The organism is Klebsiella aerogenes (assembly GCA_029027985.1).
GTDB lineage: Bacteria > Pseudomonadota > Gammaproteobacteria > Enterobacterales > Enterobacteriaceae > Klebsiella > Klebsiella aerogenes_A.
Window position 1 is genome coordinate 1,965,942 of the sequence record CP119076.1, and the last position, 23,451, is coordinate 1,989,392.

The following is a 23,451-nucleotide window of genomic DNA, read 5'->3' on the forward strand; positions in this document are numbered from 1 at the left end:
GAACTCAGCGTTGGCTTTCCAGTCGTAACATGGCCAACGCCCGCCATGGCGCGGCAAGAAACGGCATCGCCGACAGCGCCCATAGCTCTTCATCACTCCCCCGGTGGTTAAACACTATTCGTTGTACTCGGCTGAGCGGCCAGCCTTCAGCAGGGCGATCGATAAGAATAAACGTATCATCGCAGCCAGTTTCCCCTGGCGTGACAACACGATAGAACCAGCCGTTGCGTGACTGCTGATGCATGATGTCCGGCGCATTAGGATCTTGTAATCGTTCGGCCATCGTCTGGCAGGCGACTCGGCCCCAGGAGACCTGAATTTCCGCGCTGCCGAGGCGAAAAACGTCGCCCGGACAGACGTCGTTTTCCGTCATCCCGCGGGTGGAAAAGTTCTCGCCGAACAGCCCGGTGTATAGCGCCTGGCCGCTCAGCGCCGGGTAGCGTTCGCGCCAGAAATCGTAATGCTCCAGCGCATAATGCATCAGCGCGCAGTCCGGATCCGGGAAGTGCTCCTGAATACCGTTTTCCGCTTCCAGGCCGTGGGTTTCGAGACGTACGCGGCCGTGAAGTGTCGTTTTGCGTTGCGTACCATCGGCCTGACGTCGGTTACCTAAAATGGCCTTCAGCCTGACTGAAAGATTTGCGTTCATCGTTGACTCCCTGATTCCGCCGTGGAACCGTATTTAAAATTGATATTCGACGCCGGCCCAAAAATTACGTCCCTCTTCTACAAATCCTTCGCTGTAGTAATAGCGGGTATCGAACAGGTTATTGACCGAGGCATTGACGCTGAAACCGCGGCCAATCGCGTAATCGGCCCGCAGATGAGTAATGGCAAAACCCGGCGCGCGCTGGGAACCATCGCTATTGCTGTAGCTGGATGAGCGGGCCTCTTCCGACAGCGTCAGGCGTAGTGGTTCTATCGGCTTAAGGGTCAGCCAGGCGGTTAAGGTCTGATTCGGCAGGTCGGTGACTTTCCCCGCTTCCTGGCGTTTTGCATCGGCGTGTATCAGGCCATAGCTCAGCCCAACATCCAGTAGCGTGAGCGGCGATCCTTTAATCCCTATATCAATCCCGCTGTAATCGACGCGCCCACTGTTTTGATTCTGCACGGTATCATCATCAATATTGATCGCCAGAATCGCATCGCTGACCCGGTTGTACCAGCCGCTAACCTCGTAGCTCCAGCTGTCGTTAATATGGCCATTCCAGGTGAGATCCACGCCGCGGGCGCGTTCCGGTTTCAGCTGCGGGTTGACCAGCGCGACCTGATCTTTTGCCGGTTTTGAGGTGGTGTAGCGCTCTTTGAGCGTCGGGAAACGGGTACGATCATACCAGGACAAGGCAAGGGTGTCCTGGCTGGCAAAGTGATAACGAGCCATGGTTTCCCAGTTAAAGGCGCTTTGCCGGTTGTCGGCATAATGGGTCACGCTGCCGTCGTTTTCGTGCTTTTTGCCTTCAAGACTATTTCGCCAGTCGTAGCTGATGCCGGCGACGATATCGAGATCGTCGGCGGCGGCCCATTGATATTCGCTGGCGACCGACCAGGTGCGATCCTGATAGCGATCGTAGGGACCATTTACCGCGCTTTTTTCGCGATGAACATCATCTTTCCAGTTTACCGCCAGCGAAAGCTGGTCGCTGTCGCGAACATCCGCCGAGAGCTGTAGACCTGCGCCGGTGCTGTAGTCATCGTAATGACTGTAGTTACCTTTTTTGTTGTTGAGGTCGGTAAGGGTGTTGTACATCAACAGCGTATTTTTAAAGGTATCGTGGTACAGGCGGCTTTTCAGGGTAAAAGCGTCGCCAAGATGAGTTGTTCCCTGATAGTAGTAGCTTTCCTTGTCATATTCCGGCCACTGCCAGTAACGTGATTTTTGGCTGCTGGTGCCAGCATACGGCGGATTCTGCTTTTCGCCGTCCTGCTTAATGTAAGTGAAAGCATATTCGTCATTAGCGCGCGGCGTGAAGCCCAGTTTAATGATGCCGCGCTTATCGTCGCTGGCGGAGTTGGCCATTTTGCCATCTTCACCGGCGATCGAATTGTTGACGCCATGCGGCAGACCGAGAAAATCCTGCTTGAGGCGGCTACCGCTGAGCTGGATATAGCCAAGATCGTTACTGGCGCCAAGCGACGCGTGGGTATCGAAGGCGTTATCTTTACTGCGACTCCACCCCTGGCGATAGCCGACGCTGGCCTCCAGCGGTTTGCTCGGCCGCGGGGTGGTAATGTTAATCGCGCCGCCCATCTGGTTGGGGCCTTGTAGTAAAGAGGAATAGCCTTTGGAGACTTCGACCGACGCAATATCGGAGGTGAGAAAACGGCCGAGGTCGAGATTGCCATCGTAGGGGACGTAAATCGGCACGCCGTCAAAAAAGACCGGTACCTGGCGGCCGTCAAAACCGCGTACTTTCACCTGGAGTTCGTTGCGGCTGCCGGCTTTTTGCATGATCACGCCGGGAACCACCGATAGCGCGTGGGCGACGTCGTTTTTATCCAGAGACTGCATCATCTCCTGGCCGAGAATATTGGTGGCTGCCGCCGGTACCGGACTTGACCAGACGGTCATTGACTCTTCGGCCGCCGCTGACCAGGCGGACTGATTGATTGCTAAACCCAGAGCGGTATAAATAACGCTGTTCCTGATTTTCATTTTTATTATTCCTGTTTTTGTTTTTTTATTGCGAGCTATCCATCTGCAGGCTGACCTGAATATCGGCCGGCGGCGCGTACCATGGCGCGGAAGTGATAAATAGTTCGATGCCACAATCGAGATAATGAGGAAGGGTGCTTAAAGTAATGCCGCCAGCGATCGCCAGCGTACAGCGCGGGGCGAGGCACTGCGCCCGTAGCGCGATATCGCGGGCCTGCTGTGGGGTAAATTTATCCAGTTGCAAAATATCCGGAGCCGCCTCCAGTGCGGCCAGCGCTTCCTCAACGTTGTCTGCTTCAACGGCGACCTTTTTTTCCGGCGCGCGGCGTCGTAGCTGTTTGATCGCCGCAGGCCAGTCGTTGTCGGGAGTCAGAAAATGGCGGTGGTTGGCGAAGAGCAGCAGCGTTTCCGCACACCCGGCACGATGGATAATTCCGCCGGCGGCGATAATCGCCTGAGTGCCTAACAGCCGCGTGCCGGGGATCGCTTTACGGGTACAGGCTATATGCCCATTGGGCAGTCGCTGATGCAATACCGCCAGCATCTGCGCCACATAGGATGAGACGCCGCAGCTCCATTCGAGTACGTTTTGCACCGCTTTCCATCCCTGGTGCAGCGCTTCAGCGCGGCCGTTAGCGCACAGCAAGATATCGCCCGGGCCGGCCTGTGCGCCATCAAACGCTTGCTGTGAAACCGTCAAACCGAGGCTTTGCAGCATCTGCACCGCCGGGGCGATCCCGCTGACGCAGCCACCTTGTCGAAGGCGCCAGGTCATCACCCCGGCTTTTTCGCCTATAGCCAGCGCGCGCGTCGTTAAATCACCGCCACTGATATCCTCCATCAACCAGCTATCGGTGAGCGCCTGGGGGAAATAGATCATGAGGCGGCCCCGCATTGCCAGGAAATCAGCGCCCAGTCGCGGGTGGGCGGGGCGATGCGCTGCGGATCCTGCTGGCGATACCAGTGCTGAAGGCGGGCGCGTTCGTCATCATCAAGTACGCCAAGCGTCCACTTCACGTTCTCTTCGAAGCGTGCGAAAGTGCTGTTGTCCTGCTGGCAGTTCGGGCCGCGAATAAAATCGACCTGTGCGTGAATACCCATCTGATACAGTACGTTCAGCGCATAGATGTAGTTTGGAAGTTCGACCACCTCGCGGCCCAGCGCGCGCTGGATGGCCGGCGACATAAACCACGGGCTTACCAGATGGGTGGTGTAGACGCGAAGTCTGGCCTGACGGTTGAGCTTCTCCATCGCCGATTGCATATCGATAACCAGCGTAGAACGTGAAGCGACGGCGATATCGCAGCGCGGCAGGTCATCCCACGACTCCTCCCACGCCCGGCGGTGCCAGCGGACGTTGTCGATGTTACGCGCGGCGGCGCGGCGCTGGGCCACCGCCAGCATCCCCTCGCTGTAATCGACGCCGTGCACCTGAGTGAGCTTATCGGCCAGCGCCAGCGCAACGGTACCGGGTCCACAGCCCATATCAAACAGGCTTTCGGCGTCGGTTAAATCGATTTTCTCCAGCAGTTGCAGTAAATAGCTATCGCTGGGGCGGGCGCAGTCCGTGGCCATTTTTTCCGCGCGGGCATCCCAGTGCGCGGGGGATTTCTCGGTTCGCCCGGCGAGCTTCAGCTGCTGGCGGTAGAGTTCGGCAAAATCGATATCATCAATGAGCATAATTATCCTTCAACGTAAGAGTGACCAAGGTGGCGGTGGATCTGCGCCGGCGTGACGCCATAGAGCTCGGCAAGGGCGCTGACGCTGAGCTGTTCCTGCGGCGAGCCGCTGCTAACTTGTCCGTTCGCTTCGACGCGGATGACCCGATCGGCAATCGCCAACGCGTGCAGAGGATGATGGGTCGACATCAGCAATGTGACGCCGCGCTGGCGTAGCTGACGTAAGGCATCGAGCAGGCGGATTTGGTGACCGAAATCGAGGCTGGAAGCAGGTTCATCGAGTAACAGCAACCGCGGCTGCTGAACCAGCGCGCGGGCGATTAATGTCAGTTGGCGTTCGCCGCCGCTGAGGGTTGACCAGCTACGTTCGGCGAGATGAGCAATTCCAAATGATGAAAGCTGGGCCAGCGCTATCTCACGATCGCGCGGCGCGGGTTGGGTAAAGGTATTCAAATGCGGGCTGCGGCCCATCAGCACCATATCGATGACGCTAAAAGCGAAAGCGCCATCGTGGGCCTGTGGAACCCAGGCGATCGCGTTGGCGCGTTCGCGCGATGACATCCTCCCGATAGCGGTACCGTCGAGGGTTATCTCGCCGCCGTGTAGCTTAAGCAGGCCAAGTATACTGCGCATTAGCGTCGTTTTTCCGCTACCGTTTGCCCCCAACAGGCAGCAAATTGTCCCGGCGGATAAGGTAAAAGAGACATTGTTCAGAACCGTGCGTTGGGCGTAGCCGACGCAGGCCTGACGAACGGCAAGTAACGTCATAGCGGACTCCGTCGTAATAGCAGAGCGAGGAAGAATGGCGCGCCGATAAATGAGGTCAGAATGCCGAGCGGGATTTCCGTCGCGCTGATGCCACGGGCGAGTGTATCGGTGAGCATAAGTAGTATTGCTCCCAGCGTCATGGCGACCGGTAGCAGCCGCTGATGGTTGCTGCCAGTAAGCAGCCTGCCGATGTGTGGGACAATCAGCCCAACCCAGCCGATGATGCCGGCAATCGCCACCGCGCTGGCGGTGGCCAGCGTGGCGCACAGCACGATAACCAGCCGCAGGCGCGCGACGTTTAATCCCAGCGCGCGGGCTTCGTCATCGGAAAGCGTCAGGACGTTGAGTCGCCAGCGCAACAGCCATAGCGGCAAGCAGCCGATAACCATCAGCGGGGCGGCAAAAACCAGATCGCCGGTGGTGATGTCAGCAAGCCCGCCCAGCAACCAGAAGGTGATAGTTGGCAATTGGGTATAAGGATCGGCGATGATTTTAATCAGCGATATCCCCGCGCCGCATAGCGTCCCTAATGCGATTCCGACCAGTACCAGGGTCAGTACGGGCTCGTGGCGGGTGGCGGCGCGCGCGATAACCATCACGCCGCCGACCACCGCCAGACCGCCGAAGAACGCGCAAAGCTGGATAAACCACGCGCTGCCTCCACTCCAGATGGCGAAGCAGGCGCCGAGACCTGCACCGGCGGCGACGCCGAGGATATCGGGTGAAACCAGCGGGTTACGAAATATACCCTGGTAGGCGGTCCCGGCGGCGGAGAGCGACGCGCCGATCAGCAATGCGGCAACAATTCTTGGCAGGCGAATTTGCCAGAAGACGATGCTGTCGCGCGTGTTGGCGTTGGAAGAGAACAGCAGATCGTAAAGGCGCGCGGGCGTCAGATCCCAGGGACCGGTCAGCAGCGCGATGCTCAGGGTGAACAAAAGGGCCGCGAATAACGTGAAGCTCAGGCTAAGATTTTTCATGCTGGACTCATAAGCTCCGCGTAGCGTTGAGAGGAGAGCGGCGTATGCCAGAACAGCGCGCTATAGCGAGTAAGGTCGGCTTGCAGTGTGGTTTGAATTTGTGGATCCAGCCAGCCGTGCAGGCGGCGCAGACCAGCCAGGCGGTTAATCCCGGGCGGGGCATCCAGCCAGCCGAAGGGTAAACCATCAAGCAGCAAGACTTTCCCTTTCGCCACGGCGTCGACGGCTCGCCATCGCGGATCCTGAGTAATATGCCGCCAGGTCGTCGCCTCCTGGGTCAAAATAATATCCGGCTGCCACTGCAGCAGATTTTCCAGCGACACCTGACTTAACCCCGTGCGCCCGGCGGCGCGAGCGACGTTGGTCAGCCCCAGGAGTTCCGCCGCTTCGGTATGTAATGATCCGGCGAGCCCGGTTTCCAGCCCCTTCGCGCCGCGGGCGGCGTAGAAACTATTTGCGGCGCCAGCCGAATGGGAAAAGGCGAGGGCGTCGTTAATAAAACGCTGCGCCAGCGCCGCTTGCGCCTGAGTTCGCGTCGGCCGATCGACAATTTCGCCAATGGTTAATAGCTGCTGCGCCGACGTTGCCAGCGTACCTCTGATTAACACCCAGGGAATGCCGCTGCGCGCGCCGACCCGCCTGGCCTGTGATATCCAGCTTTCATCCGCGTTGCCGCAATCGACGATCAGATCGGGCGCAAGCGCAACTAGTGTCTCCAGCGATAGGGTGCTGGCGCGCCCGGCGAGACGTCCGAGTTTGCGTAGATGGGCAATCTCTTGCGCCAGCGGAGGATGCGGCAGGCGGGAAAAATCAAAAGAGGAGAAACCTAATAGCTTTTCCGGCGCGGCGGCGAGTAGCAGCATATCGGCCGGCGCGCCGGCGCTAACGATACGCTGAATAGTCGCGGGCGCGGGGATGCTCCCGAGAGTAAATGCTGGGGACGCTGTGCTTGCCCAGCCTTTGATGCTCGGTAAGCACAGCGTCAGGCTCAGCGCCTGCAGAAAGGTACGGCGGGAACATGGCATATGTTTCAATCCGGAAACAAAGAGATTAAAAAATCGCTATATATTTACATATATAACGCAATCACTATTGCGTGAGATCAAAAATCGCCGGGTTTGCCAGAGGATTACCCCGTAAGGATGACGCAGAGTCGATAACGTCGTGAAGGAACCCGGCGCAGGGACGCCGGGCGAGATGAAGTTACTGAGCGGCCGGCGCGGCGGCCGGTTTATTGGCGTCAGCGCTGGCTGACGGATCGTTGGCGGCCGGACGCGTCGCCGGTAGCGCATCGCACGGTTTTTCCTGCGGGCAGACCAGGTCGAGCATTTTCAGCGTCACGCCATTGGTCCAGCCGAAACCGTCCTGGAGTGGGTATTCGCCACCGCCGCCGCCGGTGCCCGTTGAACTGACGTCATATTTCTCTACCAGTTTCTGCTTGCTGTCGTAGGTATGTTGTACGTTGCTGAGGAAGCGCCAGGTCACGTCCATCGCCACTTTTTTCTGGCCGTAGTTCTGCAAGCCTTCCACCGCCACCCATTGCAGCGGCGCCCAGCCGTTTGGCGCATCCCACTGTTGGCCGCTATTGACCGTAGTAGTGGTTAAACCGCCCGGTTTCAGCAGACGACTTTCCGCCGCCGCGGCAACCTTCGCCGCGCGTTCGCTGGATGCCGCTTTGACATACAACGGGAACAGCGCCGCAGCGGTCAACTGATTACGGACTTTATGGCTTTTCAGATCGTAATCGGCATACCAGCCCTCTTTATCGTTCCACAGGTATTTCTCCAGCGCTTTCTGGCGGGCGTTAGCCAACGCATCATATTGCCCGGCTTTGGTGTTATCGCCGGCGGCTTTACTGGCGAGAGCGAGGGTTTTCTCCATGTGGAACATCAGCGCATTGAGGTCGACAGGGACGATGCTGGTGGTACGAATGGTGCCTAACTGCTGCGGATTATCCATCCAGCGGGAGCTGAAATCCCAGCCGGACGCCGCGGCAGAGCGCAAGTCGCGGTAGATGTCAGTCGCCGGGCGATTCGGGTTGTTTTTGGCGGTGGTCACGTCGTCGAGCCAGGATTCCGGGCGCGGCGTGTCGTTATCATCCCAATAGCGGTTGAGCAGTGCGCCATCTTCCATGCGTACCACCCGTTTGTTGGCCTTCCCGGGCGCCAGCGCGTCGGCGCCTTCCATCCAATAGCGGTACTCTTTTTCCATCTGTGGTAGCCAGGTTTTCAACGCCCGATCGCCATCGTGGCTGGCTAACAGTTCAACCATAAATGAGAAGAACGGCGGCTGCGAGCGGCTCAGGTAGTAACTGCGGTTACCGTTTGGAATATGGCCCCAGTTGTCTATCTCGGAGGCGAAGTTAGTCACCATGTCTTTCACTTTATCCCAGTGCCCGCTCTCGGCGAGACCCAGCATGGTGAAATAGCTGTCCCAATAATAGACTTCGCGGAAGCGTCCGCCGGGTACTACATAAGGTTTCGGCAGCGGCAGCAGCGAATCCCATTTTTCCACCTCGACGGTGCTGCGGGTCAGTACTGGCCACAGGCCGTCAATATGCTGGCGGAGGGTTTGCCCTTTCGGCGGCACGTATTGATCGTTGTCGCGCGGGAGGGTGAAGTTGATCTCGACGAAATGGCGCAGGTCGAAACTGGCCTGGCTTTTCTGCATTCGATAGTCGGCCAGGATCATCAGCGGATCGCTGTTCGGTACCGCGTCGGCAAAGGTTTTTTGGTCAGGGAACAGTTTCGCGCTTTGTACATCATTAAATAGCGGGCCCAATAGCACATCAGGCGATGGCGGTAGGGCGGGGGTATTCTCGTCGGCCTGAACGGCAAAGGTCGTCAGGCTTAACAGTGCGCCTCCCAACGCCAGTTGAATAAGCCAGGATAGGGTTTCCGGGCGACGTGGAACCGATCTCGTCATCGATAATTCTCCATTTTGTATGTTACTGACTTCGCGCCACTGCGAACGGCCATCAGAAAACCTTAGCCGAATATCTGTTACCGCGCGTGTCGTAGTTAACATTTTGGCCGAAAACAGATTATTTACCTGGCGCCGCGGCGAGCGACAGGATGCCGTTATGCCAACTTAGCCTGACGAGAATGATGTAAATATAATGAATCGCCTTGCGAATATTAATAAAAAATATAATTAGGGAGTAAGAGTGATAAATGGCTAACGGTATCGATCTTATTATGTGCGATAAAAGAACAGGTTCTCACCCTCAATGATTAAAATGAATCAGTAATCCGCTGGTAAATTGTGATCGGCAAAACAAAACCTATTTCACCCTTTCATTTGAACACTCTCGCGATCACATAAATTAAAAAACATAAATAATTAATAAAAAAACATAATGGCGACAGGAGGCGCTAAAAGGGAAGAATGCAGGCCAGAAAGAAACCGGTTACATTTGACCTGAAGGAGTAATGTATGTCTGCTGGCGATAAAATTTCGATAAAAGAGAAAGTCGGTTATAGCCTGGGGGATGCGGCCAGTCATATTGTGTTTGACTCATCCGTTGCCATCCTTGCTTATTTTTATACCGATATTTATGGCCTGCCGCCGGCGGTGATGGGTACTATGTTTCTGCTGGTACGCCTGCTGGATGCGATTACCGATCCGATCATGGGGGCGATTGCCGATGCCACCTCCACCCGTTGGGGACACTTTCGTCCGTGGCTGCTGGCGATTTGCGTTCCGTTTGCCGTTAGCTGCGTGCTGGTTTATTCCATCCCCTCGTTCTCCGATTCAGGCAAAATTGTCTATGCGGTAGCGGCATATATATTTATGACGCTAATGTACACCGCGATTAATATACCTTACTGCTCATTGGGGGCGGCACTCACCTCCGACCCGCGTGAAAGCCTCTCGCTGCAATCCTGGCGCTTCGCTATCACTCCCATCGGCGGCGCGCTGGGCACGGCGTTTATTTTACCACTGGCTGATTTTCTCTATCCCGGCGATCGCGCGACCGGTATCCAGGTGTCGATGGCGTTGTTTGGCGTCATTGGTTGTCTGATGTTTATCGTCTGCTTCGCCACCACTAAAGAGCGCGTGCAGCCGATTAAAGAGGAAAATCTCAATATTACCCGCGATGTTAAAATCCTTTTTCGCAACGAGCAGTGGCTCATCCTCTCGGTCTATAACTTTATGATGTTGGTGGCGGTGGTGATCCGCGGCGGTTCGGTGGTCTATTACGTGAATAGTGTGCTGAATAAAGGCGCGGAGGTGATTACGCTATTTATGCTGGGTGGGATGTTTGCCTCCATGCTTGGTTCGGTACTGGCCAAACCATTCGGCACCCGTTTTTGCAAAGTGAAACTGTCGTTCTGGATTAACCTGCTGACCGCTGCGCTTGGCGTCCTTTGCTTTATTGTCCCGGTGCAATACTGGACGCTGGTGCTGACGGTACACATCCTGATTTCTATTATTCAGGGCGGTAATGGCGCGCTGCAGTGGTCAATGATTACCGATACCAATAATATGGTGAGTGGAAAACCCAACGGCGTATTACCGGCATGAACGTCGCGGCCAATATCTTCGTGATAAAACTGGGTGTCGCCGTCGGTGGGGCGGTGTTGGGCTGGGTGCTGGCATACTTCCATTATGCCGCCAACAGCGCGGCGCAGCCCGCATCAGCGGTACATGGCGTGGTGCTGCTGTTCACCCTGGTCCCGGCGTTGTTCTACGTCCTGACAGCGCTCTCGATTAAATTCTATGGCTTAACCGAAAACAAAATGAACGGCATCGTAACTGATTTAAAAAACGGAACCTTCGCACAGTCTTAATTCATTCGGCAACGTCCGGGAGACAATAGGGGGTATTTTCCCCGTATTGTCCCGGGCATGCCTTTGCCAAAAATAAATAATAATTCATTGAGGGATGCAATAAATGAAACTGAAATATGTGGCGTTAGCCATTAGCGTCGCCATGTCCTCTGGTCTGATGGCAGCGGAAAATAATAAAGCTGTCGATATTAATCAACGTCTGGCGCAACTGGAGCAGCGTTTAATGCAGGCGGAACAACGCGCCAGTGCGGCGGAAGCGCAAATCCAGACGCTGCAACAGCAGCAGGTGGCGGCGGTGAAAAGCGCGCCATCGGTACAGGTGGGCGCAGCAGCAGCGGCGGCGGTATCGCTACCCTGAAGCATCTGGCCTGTAATAACCAGGAGTTTGCCCGTGCCAGAGTTGATGCTGTTGTTTCTGAGCGCGCGCTACGCGAGATCTACCTTAAAGGTTTTGAATATGCGGTAAAAGCGGGCAGCGCTTGTGCGGTGATGACCGCCTATAACCCGGTTAACGGTTTCCATGCGGCCTCCAACTACGACCTCACCACCACACTGCTGCGTGAGGAGTGGGGATTTGACGGGATCGTGATGACCGATTGGTGGGCGACGATGAACGATCCGGTGCGCGGCGGCGAAGCGTCGCGTCACAATACGGCAGCGATGGTCCGCGCCCAGAACGACCTTTATATGGTGATCGGCAATAATGGCGCGGAGGTGAATGCCGGCGAGGATAACACCCTGGCGGCGCTGGCGAGCGGCACATTGACGATTAACGCTCATAGCGTTGTCGATCCGCGGCGAGCATTACCTACAGATTGTGAGGCTCGTCGCAGGTTGGCAGGATACTGGAACTGGAACATAGCCGGGTTGTTTTACTGATTTGTGATGATTAGCACAAATCACTATTTGCCAGCCGTTGGGTTGGATGAAAAGTCGAGATTGATTTTTATCAAGGAATTACCTGCTATAAAATGACCTAAAAACGTGGTTAATATGATGTTATAAATGCAATGTATTTGTTTGTTTTTATTTTCATTGATATTAATGAAATATATCTTTACATACAAATAAGGTGAGAAATTGTGACCCCATAGCGGAATGACACGAAATAAACACAGTTTTGTCATTTTATTTGATTTTTTATATCTGCGTTTTAATCAGTGATTTGCATACAATTTCCTCGTTCTTTGCTTGAATATTGTACTTTTTATTCATGGCGAATAGAGCGAAAAATAACCTTTTTTATCCCCATAACTATTTTTTATCCCCTCATATTTTCTTGACAAAAATCATGCTTAATTTCTCGTTTTTTTATTTATCCTGATGATAAATATGGTTTTATTTTATTCCACGGATGAGGTTAATTATAGGCGACGGGGCTTTGTGAGTGGTCTCACACAACCGCGCGATCATCATTTGATACACTTCCCGGCGTCAAGAAAGTCATTAACGTGGATTACCAATATGAATACTATTCCGCTCCCTAAAACCCAGCACCTGGTTGTATTCCAGGAGGTTATCAGAAGTGGTTCGATTGGTTCGGCAGCAAAAGAGTTAGGCTTAACACAACCTGCCGTCAGTAAAACGATTAATGATATTGAAGACTATTTCGGCACTGAATTGATGGTGCGTAAAAATACCGGCGTCACCTTAACTGATGCCGGGCAGGTGCTGCTGACATGGTCGGAATCGATTACCCGTGAAATGAAGAATATGGTTAACGAAATGAACAGCATGACTTGTAGCACTGTCGTTGATGTCTCTTTCGGTTTTCCGTCGCTGATCGGCTTCACCTTTATGTCGGATATGATCCACAAATTCAAAAAGATCTTCCCAAAAGCGCAGGTCTCGATGTACGAAGCGCAGCTCTCGTCGTTCTTGCCGGCGATTCGCGATGGCCGTCTCGACTTCGCCATCGGCACCCTTAGCGACGAAATGAAACTGCACGATCTGCACGTTGAGCCGCTATTTGAATCCGAGTTTGTGCTGGTGGCCAGTAAATCACGAACGCGCACCGGCACCGCCACGCTGGCGTCGTTACAAAACGAACAGTGGGTGTTGCCGCAAACCAATATGGGTTACTACAGCGAACTCCTCGCAACGCTTCAACGCAGTGGCATCAACAATGAAAACATCGTTAAAACAGACTCCGTTGTCACTATTTATAATCTTGTTCTCAATGCTGATTTCCTGACGGTTATTCCTTGTGATATGACCGCGCCTTTTGGTTCCAACCAGTTTATTACCATCCCGGTCGCCGATGCTTTACCGGTGGCGCATTATGCGGCGGTATGGTCGAAGAATTATCGTATTAAAAGCGCCGCCTCGGCGTTAGTCGAATTAGCGAAAGAATATTCAGCCCATAGCGGTTGTAGGCGACGACAATTAATTACTGTTGATTAATGCCGTCTTTTTATTTTAGTTAAACATCAAGCCGCGAACTGTTTATCAGTTGCTGGCCCGTGGATTCTATTTGTTCAATTCCAGGTTAAGAGGTTCTAATGCATATTACATACGATCTCCCGGTTGCTATTGAAGATATCCTCGAAGCGAAAAAAAGATTAGCCGGTAAAATATATAAAACGGGGATGCCGCGCTCTAACTATTTTAGCGAACGTTGCAAAGGTGAAATATTCCTCAAGTTTGAAAATATGCAGCGTACCGGTTCATTTAAAATTCGCGGGGCTTTTAACAAGCTCAGTTCGCTGACCGACGCCGAAAAACGCAAGGGGGTGGTGGCCTGTTCCGCCGGCAACCATGCGCAGGGCGTGTCGCTTTCCTGCGCCATGCTCGGCATTGACGGTAAAGTAGTAATGCCGAAAGGGGCACCAAAATCGAAAGTGGCGGCGACCTGCGATTACTCGGCGGAAGTGGTGCTGCACGGCGATAACTTCAATGACACCATTGCCAAAGTGAGTGAAATTGTCGAAATGGAAGGGCGGATATTTATTCCTCCGTACGACGATCCGAAAGTGATTGCCGGTCAGGGCACGATTGGCCTCGAAATTATGGAAGATTTATATGATGTCGATAACGTCATTGTGCCCATCGGCGGCGGTGGTTTAATTGCCGGGGTTGCGGTGGCGATTAAATCTATCAATCCGACCATCCGTATTATTGGCGTACAGTCAGAAAATGTTCACGGTATGGCTGCCTCTTATTATGCCGGAGAAATAACGAATCACCGTACCAGCGCCACGCTGGCTGATGGTTGCGATGTTTCTCGCCCGGGGAATATCACCTATCAAATCGTCCGGGAATTAGTCGATGATATTGTCCTGGTCAGCGAAGATGAAATTCGCAATAGCATGGTTGCGCTTATTCAGCGTAATAAAGTTATCACCGAAGGAGCCGGGGCTTTAGCCTGCGCCGCATTATTAAGCGGCAAGCTGGATAGCTATATCCAGAACCGTAAAACCGTCAGCATTATTTCTGGCGGCAATATCGACCTGTCTCGTGTATCGCAAATTACTGGTTTAGTTGACGCTTAATCTTTTTGATGAGGATAGGATATGAGTACCACTGATAGCATTGTATCCAGCCAGACAAGAGAGTCGTCCTGGCGCAAATCGGACACCACCTGGACCCTGGGCTTATTCGGCACCGCCATTGGCGCTGGGGTATTATTCTTCCCGATCCGCGCTGGCTTCGGCGGCCTGATCCCCATCTTATTGATGTTAGTTTTGGCCTACCCGATCGCCTTCTATTGCCACCGGGCGCTGGCGCGACTATGTCTTTCCGGCTCTAACCCTTCCGGCAACATTACCGAAACCGTGGAGGAGCACTTTGGTAAAACCGGCGGGGTAGTGATTACCTTCCTGTACTTCTTCGCGATTTGTCCGTTGCTGTGGATTTACGGTGTCACGATCACCAATACCTTTATGACCTTCTGGGAAAACCAGCTGCAGATGCCAGCGCTGAACCGCGGTTTTGTCGCGCTGTTCCTGCTACTGCTGATGGCGTTTGTCATCTGGTTTGGTAAAGACCTGATGGTGAAGGTGATGAGCTATCTGGTATGGCCGTTTATCGCCAGTCTGGTGCTGATTTCGCTGTCGCTGATCCCGTACTGGAACGCCGCAGTTATCGATCAGGTGAATTTGAGCGACATCTCGCTGACCGGTCACGATGGCATTCTGGTGACTGTCTGGCTGGGCATCTCAATTATGGTGTTCTCGTTCAACTTCTCGCCGATCGTCTCCTCGTTCGTGGTCTCCAAGCGTGAAGAGTATGAGAAAGAGTTTGGCCGTGAGTTTACCGAGCGTAAATGTTCGCAGATTATCTCCCGCGCCAGCATGCTGATGGTCGCCGTGGTGATGTTTTTCGCCTTTAGTTGCCTGTTTACGCTGTCGCCGCAAAACATGGCGGACGCTAAAGCGCAGAATATCCCGGTGCTCTCTTACCTGGCTAACCACTTTGCTTCGCTGTCAGGCACCAAATCAACATTCGCAACGGTCCTTGAATACGGCGCGTCAATCATCGCGCTGGTGGCGATTTTCAAATCCTTCTTCGGCCACTACCTTGGCACCCTGGAAGGGCTGAACGGTCTGGTGCTGAAGTTTGGTTACAAAGGCGATAAAACCCGGGTTTCCAGCGGCAAGCTCAACACCATCAGCATGATCTTCATCATGGGCTCAACCTGGGTCGTCGCTTACGCCAACCCGAACATTCTTGACCTGATTGAAGCGATGGGCGCACCGATTATCGCCTCGCTGCTCTGCCTGCTGCCGATGTACGCTATCCGTAAAGCACCGTCGCTGGCCAAATATCGTGGCCGCCTGGATAACGTCTTCGTCACGGCTATCGGTCTGCTGACCATTCTGAACATCGTTTACAAACTGTTTTAATTAAGCTCAGGACGAGCGGAGTGATGACATGAATGAATATCCGGTAGTACTGGTCATTAACTGCGGCTCGTCTTCAATTAAATTTTCAGTCCTTGATGCCGCCAGCTGTGATGTATTAATGGCTGGCATTGCAGATGGCATTAATTCTGAAAATGCGTTCCTGTCAGTTAATGGCGGTGAGCCAGCCAGGCTGGCTCACCGCAGCTACGAAGGCGCATTGAAGGCGATTGCATTTGAATTAGAAAAACGCGATTTAATCGATAGCGTGGCGTTAATTGGCCACCGTATCGCACACGGCGGCAGCATATTTACCGAATCGGTGATGATTACTGATGACGTCATCAATAATATTCGCCAGGTGTCGCCGCTGGCGCCGCTGCATAATTACGCCAACCTCAGCGGAATCGAATCGGCGCAGCAATTGTTCCCTGGCGTACAACAGGTGGCGGTATTCGATACCAGCTTCCACCAGACGCTGGCGCCGGAAGCGTTTCTCTACGGCCTGCCGTGGGACTATTACCAACAATGGGGCGTGCGCCGCTATGGTTTCCATGGCACTTCGCACCGTTATGTAGCCCAGCGCGCGCTGGCGCTGCTTGAGTTACCTGAGCAGGACAGCGGGCTGGTGATTGCCCACCTTGGCAACGGCGCGTCGATTTGCGCGGTACACAACGGGCGAAGCGTTGACACGTCCATGGGCATGACGCCGCTGGAAGGGTTGATGATGGGGACCCGGAGCGGCGATGTCGATTTTGGCGCGATGGCGTGGATTGCCAGCGAAACTAACCAGACGCTCAGCGACCTCGAACGGGTGGTGAATAAAGAGTCCGGCCTGTTGGGCATTTCCGGGCTGTCATCCGATCTGCGGGTGCTGGAAAAAGCCTGGCATGATGGGCATGAGCGCGCGCAACTGGCGATTAAAACTTTTGTGCATCGTATTGCCCGCCATATTGCTGGCCATGCGGCTTCGTTGCCGCGTCTTGACGGTATTATTTTTACCGGCGGTATTGGTGAGAACTCGGTACTTATTCGCCAGTTGGTTATCGAACATTTGGCGGTATTCGGCGTCAGCCTGAATGATGAGCTAAATAAACAACCGAACTCCACCGGCGAGCGCATTATTTCCGCCCGCGAAGCAAAAGTCGTGTGCGCGGTGATCCCCACCAATGAAGAGAAGATGATTGCGCTCGACGCGATTCATTTAGGCAGAATTAATGCCGCCGTAGAATTTGTTTAATTGAGTTGTTGTCCTGTAGAGAGATTATTTTTCATGAAGGTAAATATCGATACCAGCGATATGCTGTACGCCGAAGCATGGCACGGATTTAACGGTACGGACTGGAAAGAAGAAATTAATGTCCGTGATTTTATTCAGCGCAACTATACGCCATACACCGGGGATGAATCTTTCCTCGCTGAGGCGACGCCTGCGACTACCGCGTTGTGGGAAAAAGTGATGGCCGGGATCCGCGTGGAGAATGCCACCCACGCGCCAGTCGATTTTGATAGCAATATTGCCACCACCATTACCGCTCACGATGCTGGCTATATTGAGCAGACGCTGGAAAAAATCGTCGGCCTGCAAACGGATCAACCGCTCAAGCGCGCGCTGCATCCGTTCGGCGGCATCAATATGATTAAAAGCTCGTTTGATGCCTACGGCCGCGAAATGGATAGCGAGTTTGAATATCTGTTTAGCGAATTGCGTAAAACCCACAACCAGGGCGTCTTCGATGCCTATTCGCCGGATATGCTGCGCTGCCGTAAATCCGGCGTGCTGACCGGCCTGCCGGACGGTTACGGCCGCGGACGCATCATCGGCGATTATCGCCGCGTGGCGCTGTACGGCATTGGTTATCTGGTGCGCGAGCGCGAACTGCAGTTTGCCGATCTACAAGCAACGCTGGAACGCGGGCAGGATCTGGAAGCCACTATTCGCCTGCGTGAAGAGCTGGCGGAGCACCGCCGCGCGCTGCTGCAAATGCAGGAAATGGCGGCGAAATACGGTTGTGATATCTCCCGCCCGGCGCGTACCGCCCAGGAAGCGGTGCAGTGGGTTTACTTCGCCTATCTGGCGGCGGTGAAATCGCAAAACGGCGGCGCGATGTCGCTGGGACGCACCGCTTCGTTCCTTGATATCTATATTGAACGTGACTTCCAGGCAGGGATCCTCGATGAACAGCAGGCACAAGAGCTGATCGACCATTTCATTATGAAGATCCGCATGGTGCGTTTCCTGCGTACGCCGGAATTCGACACGCTGTTCTCCGGCGATCCTATCTGGGCCACCGAGGTGATCGGTGGGATGGGGCTGGATGGCCGCACGCTGGTGACGAAAAACTCGTTCCGCTACCTGCATACGCTGCACACCATGGGTCCGGCGCCGGAACCGAACCTCACCGTGCTGTGGTCGGAAGCGCTACCGATCGCCTTTAAGAAATACGCCGCTCAAGTGTCGATCATCACCTCCTCGCTGCAGTATGAAAACGACGACCTGATGCGCGCCGATTTCAATAGTGATGATTACGCTATTGCCTGCTGCGTCAGCCCGATGGTTATCGGCAAGCAGATGCAGTTCTTCGGCGCCCGCGCCAACCTCGCAAAAACGCTGCTGTATGCAATCAATGGCGGGGTGGATGAGAAACTTAAAATCCAGGTTGGGCCGAAAACCGCACCGCTAATGGACGCGGTGTTGGATTACGACAAAGTGATGGCGAGTCTCGATCACTTCATGGACTGGCTGGCGGTGCAATACATCAGTGCGTTGAATATCATTCACTACATGCACGATAAGTACAGCTATGAAGCCTCGCTGATGGCGCTGCACGATCGCGATGTGTATCGCACGATGGCCTGCGGCATTGCCGGGCTGTCGGTGGCGGCGGATTCTCTGTCGGCCATCAAGCACGCGAAGGTGAAGCCGATTCGCGACGACAGCGGCCTGGCGATCGACTTTGAGATCGACGGCGACTATCCGCAGTATGGTAACAACGACCAGCGCGTTGACAGCATCGCCTGCGACCTGGTTGAACGCTTTATGAAGAAAATTAAGGTGTTGCCGACCTACCGCAACGCAGTGCCGACGCAGTCGATTCTGACTATCACCTCCAACGTGGTGTACGGTCAGAAAACCGGTAACACCCCGGACGGCCGTCGCGCCGGTACGCCGTTTGCGCCGGGAGCGAACCCAATGCACGGTCGCGATCGTAAAGGGGCGGTCGCCTCGCTAACTTCTGTGGCGAAACTGCCGTTCACCTACGCGAAGGACGGGATCTCCTATACCTTCTCGATCGTGCCGGCGGCGTTAGGGAAAGAGGAGGGTGTCCGACAAACCAACCTCGTCGGTCTGCTCGATGGCTACTTCCATCATGAAGAGCGGATTGAAGGCGGCCAGCATCTCAACGTCAACGTGATGAACCGCGAAATGCTGCTGGATGCTATCGCCCATCCGGAAAACTATCCGAACCTGACCATCCGCGTTTCGGGTTATGCGGTGCGCTTCAACGCGCTGACCCATGAACAACAGCAGGATGTCATTTCGCGGACCTTCACTCAGGCGCTGTAACGCAACAGGGCGACGCAAATGGTCGCCCTGCTTTTTATCATCGATGTGACATTTGGTCTTCACTGCACGGTAAACCGAGGTGTGGATATGATTAGCGCTTTCGATATTTTCAAAATTGGTATTGGTCCTTCAAGCTCCCATACGGTGGGCCCCATGAATGCGGGGAAATGTTTTATTGCCGAACTGGTCGCCAGCGGCAACTTACCGCAGACCACGCGTATTGTCGTCGATCTCTATGGCTCGCTGTCGCTGACAGGCAAAGGCCATGCGACCGATGTCGCTATCATGATGGGATTGGCGGGTAATAGCCCGCAGGATGTTGATATTGACGCTATTCCGGCATTTATTCAGCAGGTGACAGAGTGCGGCCGCCTGCCGGTGGCGATGGATAGCCAGCGGGTTGATTTCCCGCTGCCGGAGAGCATTATTTTTCACGATAACGCGCTGGCGCGCCATGAGAATGGCATGCGCATCAGTGCCTGGAATGACCAGCAGCCGCTGTTAAGCAAAACCTATTACTCGATTGGCGGCGGTTTTATCGTTGAGGAAGCGCGCTTTGGCCAGACTCACGATATCGCGACGCCGGTACCTTTTGATTTCCGCTCCGCCCATGAACTACTCCAGCTGTGCGGGCACCATGGCCTTTCCATTTCCGGCCTGATGATGCAAAACGAGCTGGCGCTGCGTGATAAAGGGCAAGTCGATGCTGGTTTTGCCGCCATTTATGCGGTGATGCGCAACGGTATTGAACGTGGAATGAACACCGAAGGCGTGTTGCCAGGCCCGCTTAACGTGCCGCGCCGGGCGGCGGCGCTGCGTCGACAGTTAGTTGCCAGCGACAGCCTTTCCCGTGATCCGATGAACGTGATCGATTGGATCAATATGTTCGCGCTGGCGGTGAGCGAAGAGAATGCCGCCGGCGGCAGGGTCGTTACCGCACCGACCAATGGCGCGTGTGGGATTATTCCGGCGGTGCTGGCCTATTATGATAAGTTTCGCCGCCCGGTGAACGCCAACTCCATTGCCCGCTATTTGTTGGCTGCGGCAGCGATCGGCTCGCTGTACAAGATGAATGCCTCCATCTCCGGCGCGGAAGTCGGCTGTCAGGGCGAGATTGGCGTGGCCTGCTCGATGGCGGCTGCGGGGCTGGCGGAACTGCTTGGCGGCAGTCCGGCGCAGGTGTGTAATGCCGCCGAAATCGCCATGGAACATAATCTTGGCCTGACCTGTGACCCTGTCGCCGGACAGGTGCAGATCCCCTGTATTGAGCGCAACGCCATTAATGCGGTGAAGGCAGTCAACGCCGCGCGGATGGCGCTACGCCGTACCAGCGAGCCGCGGGTGTGCCTCGATAAGGTGATCGAAACTATGTATGAAACCGGCAAAGACATGAACGACAAGTACCGCGAGACCTCGCGCGGCGGGCTGGCGATTAAAGTCATTTGCGATTGACCGATCAGAAGGGGCTGGGCTGGCGTGCAGCTATCGCTTCACCACTCATCGGATGGTGAAAATGTAGTTCGCTGGCGTGGAGCATCAGACGCGGGGCGTGGTGCGCCGCCAGCCCTCCGTAGAGATCGCAGCCGAGAATGGGGTACCCCAGATACTGGCAGTGGATACGTAACTGGTGGGTGCGCCCGGTCTCCGGCAACAAACGTACGCGGGTTAACGCCTGTGAACCGTCTGTGACCTGCCGCCATTCCCGTGAGAGCACCTGATAGCGCGAGCGCGCCGGTTTGCCGTTCTGCGCGCAAATCGTCATGCGGGGAAATAGCGCCGGATCTTTGGCAATCGGCGCATCTATTACCCCTTCATCTTCCGCCAGATGCCCGCATAATAGCGCGTTATAGACCTTACTGACCGCGCGCTGGCTGAACTGCTGGCACAGCGCGGCGTTGATCGCTTTGTTGCGCGCCACCACCATCAACCCGGAAGTACCAAAATCGAGCCGATGCACCAGCGTGCAGCCCGGGTAGTCCTGCACTAAACGGTAATGGACCGAATCCAGATTCTGCGGATTCTTACCCGACAGGCTGAGCAAGCCGCTGGGCTTGTTAATCAGCAACAGATGTTTGTCCTCGTAGAGGATTTCAATTTGCGCGGAGCAGGACGGGGCAACAAAGGTATCGACGATGGTAGACATGGAGCACGCTTTAAAGGGGTGAGGGCGGATGATAACGAATCCGGAGGCCGCTGGCGAATGCTAAGATGGGCTGAGGGGAGCCAGGAGGGGACGTTGGCTACTCTGTTCAACGTCCCCAAATTCAGCCGTTATCCCTCAGTTTTTCGCGTGTAGGACCGTCAAAATAGATGCTACTAATGTGGCAACTACGCGGTTGAGACAACACAAAGCGAATTGTTTCCCAGATCGAGCGCCCATTCATTAAACGCTCCCCCATTTTGGATTGGCTATCTATAAACGTATCTAGCCCTGTCAGTTCGAAATCCGGGGGGTACAACCCGGTCACACGTATATTCTCTTCGGACAACTGGTGTGAGAGTTTAGTTGTAAACCCGCTAAGGCCGTGTTTACTGGCAAAAAAAGCGGGATGCGCAATTGAATCTGTAAAATTCGGAATCCCACATGAAGATATAATTGAGACTATATCCGCACTTTCTGAACGTCTTAAGCTGGGCAGCACCGCCTGAGTCAGTAGAATCGAACCTGTTAGTCCTGAGCTGACAGTATTGATAATTTCTGTGTCTGGTTGATCGTCTAACGTTCCGGATAACCACTGAGCAGCATTGAGGATTAAAATATCTATGGGCTTGTCTGAAGTTAATAACTGTGAAGAAAACTGAGCAATGGCATCAGGCTGGGTTAAATCACAGACATACCCTTTTGCAATCCCGCCTTCAGCCGTGATGGTGTTACAGGTTTTTTGAATATCATCAGCACGCCTCGCGCAAAAATCCACCTCTACGCCTTCTCGCGCCAACCACACGCACAGCGCCTGACCAAATCCACCTCCGCCACCGGTAATCACAGCTCTTTTACCTCTCAGCATCTTCATCCATCCTTTACTAATGACTATGTGTGGAGATAGATATACATGAGGAGTTGGATTAGCATCTTTCAGTTAGTGCCATTTTTAGACGACGGGTTGGATAAGCTGTACTGCAATCTTTTTAATAGCGTGCCAATCCGTCCGCTTCTGGCTGTGAGTTCAACGGGTCAGTATCCCACTCACAGCCCCAATTCAATCATCGCCAACTCGGCAACTTTTATTGTTGCTGAAATAGTTTCGTTACTTGAGAGGGACCAGGCGGTTGAAAGGCCACACCATGCAATTATCCATTTGAGCAGGCGTTCTCTGTCCAGGTCAGCCATTTTGGTGACGATACTTAGACGTCGTTTAAATGTCTCCGGTACAGTCGCGACAGGAGGCACTGGATTACCAAGATCCGGATTAGTAAAAATATTAGCAAAGTCGAATCCCCGTTCACCTATTAGCCCTTTGGGGTCAATGGCCAACCAACCAGACGCTTCAAAATCAAGCACATTACCGTGATGTAAGTCACCATGTAATGCAACCACATCTTGCGGAGAAGAAAGTAATTCTTCTGAAATTTCTGCGCAACGTGTCAGCATACCGCCATACTTCAAGGCTGCTGGTTTTAAAGGATTAAACCATTCATGTAAAGGTGTAAGCTGGGGTAACGGTCTTTTTGTGAATGAATGAAGTCGGTTCGCAGTAATACACAAAATACGACAAGCTACGTCATCCTTATCTCCACGGGACATTGCTGATAAAGACGCGGAACCTGTGGCTCTTGAGAGAAGTATTGCTTCATTTTCATGTGCAATCACCTGTGCTGCGCCATTCCCTTCCCACCATGCCATTAGTGCATTACCGGCTTGTTCATCAGTATCATCCGTAACTTTTAACATGGCTTTAATACCGTGTGCTGCTGTTTTGACCGGATATAACTGTGATGTATGAGTTATAAATGGAGTGCCATCAGGAATGAGGTTCCAGCGATTTAGCCAAGGTTTTAACTTGAACGTATCCATAAAACTTTCTTTAACATCCTTACCATCAGAGCGAGAAACAGACATGCATTCAGGCATTTTAACCCATAGGTGAAGTGCTTTCCTGCATGCTGTTTTTAGTAAGGCAACTTCCGCTTCTGGCACGGAGTGGACATTTCAGCTTTGCCTCAGCCCG

The 23,451-nt window shown here is 54.0% G+C and carries 19 protein-coding genes and 2 pseudogenes; 9 read left to right on the forward strand and 12 right to left on the reverse strand.

Annotation, left to right across the window (positions count from 1 at the left end):
* Positions 1-4: 4 nt before the first annotated feature.
* From PYR66_09330 to PYR66_09365, 8 genes are all read right to left on the reverse strand, one after another.
* Entirely contained in the window at positions 5-649 is a 645-nt protein-coding gene (locus tag PYR66_09330) for an MOSC domain-containing protein (GenBank protein ID WEF29877.1), read from the reverse strand.
* Positions 650-682: 33 nt separating this feature from the next.
* Positions 683-2,653, reverse strand: a complete 1,971-nt coding sequence (locus tag PYR66_09335; GenBank protein WEF29878.1) for a TonB-dependent receptor — start codon at positions 2,651-2,653, stop codon at positions 683-685.
* Positions 2,654-2,678: 25 nt separating this feature from the next.
* Positions 2,679-3,533 carry a ModD protein gene (gene modD, locus PYR66_09340; GenBank protein WEF29879.1) on the reverse strand — a complete coding sequence of 285 codons (855 nt, stop codon included), beginning with the start codon at positions 3,531-3,533 and terminating at the stop codon, positions 2,679-2,681.
* The gene (locus PYR66_09345) at positions 3,530-4,333 is read right to left on the reverse strand and encodes a methyltransferase domain-containing protein (GenBank protein WEF29880.1); all 804 of its coding nucleotides are present in this window, start codon (positions 4,331-4,333) and stop codon (positions 3,530-3,532) included. Before PYR66_09345 ends, modD begins: the two co-directional genes overlap by 4 nt.
* Positions 4,334-4,335: 2 nt before the next feature.
* Entirely contained in the window at positions 4,336-5,100 is a 765-nt protein-coding gene (locus PYR66_09350) for an ABC transporter ATP-binding protein (GenBank protein ID WEF29881.1), read from the reverse strand.
* Entirely contained in the window at positions 5,097-6,080 is a 984-nt protein-coding gene (locus PYR66_09355) for an iron ABC transporter permease (protein WEF29882.1), read from the reverse strand. Before PYR66_09355 ends, PYR66_09350 begins: the two co-directional genes overlap by 4 nt.
* A complete protein-coding gene (locus PYR66_09360) occupies positions 6,077-7,105 on the reverse strand; it encodes an ABC transporter substrate-binding protein (GenBank protein ID WEF29883.1) in 1,029 nt (342 codons plus the stop codon). The genes PYR66_09355 and PYR66_09360 overlap by 4 nt, the downstream gene beginning before the upstream one ends.
* A 178-nt stretch (positions 7,106-7,283) precedes the next feature.
* On the reverse strand, positions 7,284-9,005 hold the full coding sequence (locus PYR66_09365) for an alpha,alpha-trehalase (GenBank protein WEF29884.1): 1,722 nt from the start codon (positions 9,003-9,005) through the stop codon (positions 7,284-7,286).
* A gap of 510 nt (positions 9,006-9,515) precedes the next feature.
* On the opposite strand from PYR66_09365, the pseudogene PYR66_09370 reads away from it, so the two are divergent.
* The 9 genes and pseudogenes from PYR66_09370 to tdcG all read left to right on the forward strand — a co-directional run bounded on the left by PYR66_09370 (position 9,516) and on the right by tdcG (position 20,734).
* Positions 9,516-10,873: pseudogene (locus tag PYR66_09370) on the forward strand (glycoside-pentoside-hexuronide (GPH):cation symporter).
* 103 nt (positions 10,874-10,976) lie between these two features.
* Complete coding sequence (locus PYR66_09375; GenBank protein WEF29885.1) at positions 10,977-11,231, forward strand: carbohydrate porin; 255 nt, start codon at positions 10,977-10,979, stop codon at positions 11,229-11,231.
* Between the two features lie 5 nt (positions 11,232-11,236).
* Positions 11,237-11,752: a glycoside hydrolase family 3 N-terminal domain-containing protein gene (locus tag PYR66_09380; GenBank protein ID WEF30397.1), complete on the forward strand. Its 516-nt coding sequence runs from the start codon at positions 11,237-11,239 to the stop codon at positions 11,750-11,752.
* A 585-nt stretch (positions 11,753-12,337) separates the two neighbouring features.
* Positions 12,338-13,276: a transcriptional regulator TdcA gene (gene tdcA, locus PYR66_09385; GenBank protein ID WEF29886.1), complete on the forward strand. Its 939-nt coding sequence runs from the start codon at positions 12,338-12,340 to the stop codon at positions 13,274-13,276.
* Between the two features lie 98 nt (positions 13,277-13,374).
* The gene (gene tdcB, locus PYR66_09390; protein WEF29887.1) at positions 13,375-14,364 is read left to right on the forward strand and encodes a bifunctional threonine ammonia-lyase/L-serine ammonia-lyase TdcB; all 990 of its coding nucleotides are present in this window, start codon (positions 13,375-13,377) and stop codon (positions 14,362-14,364) included.
* A 21-nt stretch (positions 14,365-14,385) separates the two neighbouring features.
* Positions 14,386-15,717: a threonine/serine transporter TdcC gene (gene tdcC / locus PYR66_09395; GenBank protein ID WEF29888.1), complete on the forward strand. Its 1,332-nt coding sequence runs from the start codon at positions 14,386-14,388 to the stop codon at positions 15,715-15,717.
* A gap of 28 nt (positions 15,718-15,745) precedes the next feature.
* Positions 15,746-16,954 (forward strand): propionate kinase, encoded by a 1,209-nt coding sequence (tdcD, locus tag PYR66_09400; GenBank protein ID WEF29889.1) that lies wholly within the window; start codon positions 15,746-15,748, stop codon positions 16,952-16,954.
* A gap of 33 nt (positions 16,955-16,987) precedes the next feature.
* Positions 16,988-19,282 carry a formate C-acetyltransferase gene (gene pflB / locus PYR66_09405; GenBank protein WEF29890.1) on the forward strand — a complete coding sequence of 765 codons (2,295 nt, stop codon included), beginning with the start codon at positions 16,988-16,990 and terminating at the stop codon, positions 19,280-19,282.
* A gap of 87 nt (positions 19,283-19,369) precedes the next feature.
* Positions 19,370-20,734: an L-serine ammonia-lyase gene (gene tdcG, locus PYR66_09410; protein ID WEF29891.1), complete on the forward strand. Its 1,365-nt coding sequence runs from the start codon at positions 19,370-19,372 to the stop codon at positions 20,732-20,734.
* A 4-nt stretch (positions 20,735-20,738) separates the two neighbouring features.
* Here the strand turns inward: tdcG and PYR66_09415 are convergent, their stop codons facing one another.
* The 4 genes and pseudogenes from PYR66_09415 to PYR66_09430 form a co-directional block, all read right to left on the reverse strand.
* Positions 20,739-21,425, reverse strand: a complete 687-nt coding sequence (locus PYR66_09415) for an RluA family pseudouridine synthase (GenBank protein WEF29892.1) — start codon at positions 21,423-21,425, stop codon at positions 20,739-20,741.
* 121 nt (positions 21,426-21,546) lie between these two features.
* Complete coding sequence (locus PYR66_09420) at positions 21,547-21,750, reverse strand: hypothetical protein (protein ID WEF30398.1); 204 nt, start codon at positions 21,748-21,750, stop codon at positions 21,547-21,549.
* Between the two features lie 6 nt (positions 21,751-21,756).
* Positions 21,757-22,290, reverse strand: a pseudogene (locus PYR66_09425) (SDR family NAD(P)-dependent oxidoreductase).
* Between the two features lie 179 nt (positions 22,291-22,469).
* Positions 22,470-23,297 carry an aminoglycoside phosphotransferase family protein gene (locus PYR66_09430; GenBank protein ID WEF30399.1) on the reverse strand — a complete coding sequence of 276 codons (828 nt, stop codon included), beginning with the start codon at positions 23,295-23,297 and terminating at the stop codon, positions 22,470-22,472.
* Positions 23,298-23,451 lie beyond the last annotated feature (154 nt).

Excerpts from the sequence above, each read along its gene's own strand:
- PYR66_09360 (WEF29883.1), bottom strand. The coding sequence starts at position 7,105 with ATGCCATGTTCCCGCCGTACCTTTCTGCAGGCGCTGAGCCTGACGCTG.
- tdcA (WEF29886.1), top strand. The coding sequence starts at position 12,338 with ATGAATACTATTCCGCTCCCTAAAACCCAGCACCTGGTTGTATTCCAG.
- PYR66_09430 (WEF30399.1), bottom strand. The coding sequence starts at position 23,297 with ATGGATACGTTCAAGTTAAAACCTTGGCTAAATCGCTGGAACCTCATT.
- PYR66_09335 (WEF29878.1), bottom strand. The coding sequence starts at position 2,653 with ATGAAAATCAGGAACAGCGTTATTTATACCGCTCTGGGTTTAGCAATC.
- tdcB (WEF29887.1), top strand. The coding sequence starts at position 13,375 with ATGCATATTACATACGATCTCCCGGTTGCTATTGAAGATATCCTCGAA.
- PYR66_09365 (WEF29884.1), bottom strand. The coding sequence starts at position 9,005 with ATGACGAGATCGGTTCCACGTCGCCCGGAAACCCTATCCTGGCTTATT.
- PYR66_09375 (WEF29885.1), top strand. The coding sequence starts at position 10,977 with ATGAAACTGAAATATGTGGCGTTAGCCATTAGCGTCGCCATGTCCTCT.
- PYR66_09415 (WEF29892.1), bottom strand. The coding sequence starts at position 21,425 with ATGTCTACCATCGTCGATACCTTTGTTGCCCCGTCCTGCTCCGCGCAA.
- PYR66_09330 (WEF29877.1), bottom strand. The coding sequence starts at position 649 with ATGAACGCAAATCTTTCAGTCAGGCTGAAGGCCATTTTAGGTAACCGA.
- PYR66_09345 (WEF29880.1), bottom strand. The coding sequence starts at position 4,333 with ATGCTCATTGATGATATCGATTTTGCCGAACTCTACCGCCAGCAGCTG.
- modD (WEF29879.1), bottom strand. The coding sequence starts at position 3,533 with ATGATCTATTTCCCCCAGGCGCTCACCGATAGCTGGTTGATGGAGGAT.
- PYR66_09355 (WEF29882.1), bottom strand. The coding sequence starts at position 6,080 with ATGAAAAATCTTAGCCTGAGCTTCACGTTATTCGCGGCCCTTTTGTTC.
- tdcC (WEF29888.1), top strand. The coding sequence starts at position 14,386 with ATGAGTACCACTGATAGCATTGTATCCAGCCAGACAAGAGAGTCGTCC.
- tdcD (WEF29889.1), top strand. The coding sequence starts at position 15,746 with ATGAATGAATATCCGGTAGTACTGGTCATTAACTGCGGCTCGTCTTCA.
- tdcG (WEF29891.1), top strand. The coding sequence starts at position 19,370 with ATGATTAGCGCTTTCGATATTTTCAAAATTGGTATTGGTCCTTCAAGC.
- pflB (WEF29890.1), top strand. The coding sequence starts at position 16,988 with ATGAAGGTAAATATCGATACCAGCGATATGCTGTACGCCGAAGCATGG.
- PYR66_09350 (WEF29881.1), bottom strand. The coding sequence starts at position 5,100 with ATGACGTTACTTGCCGTTCGTCAGGCCTGCGTCGGCTACGCCCAACGC.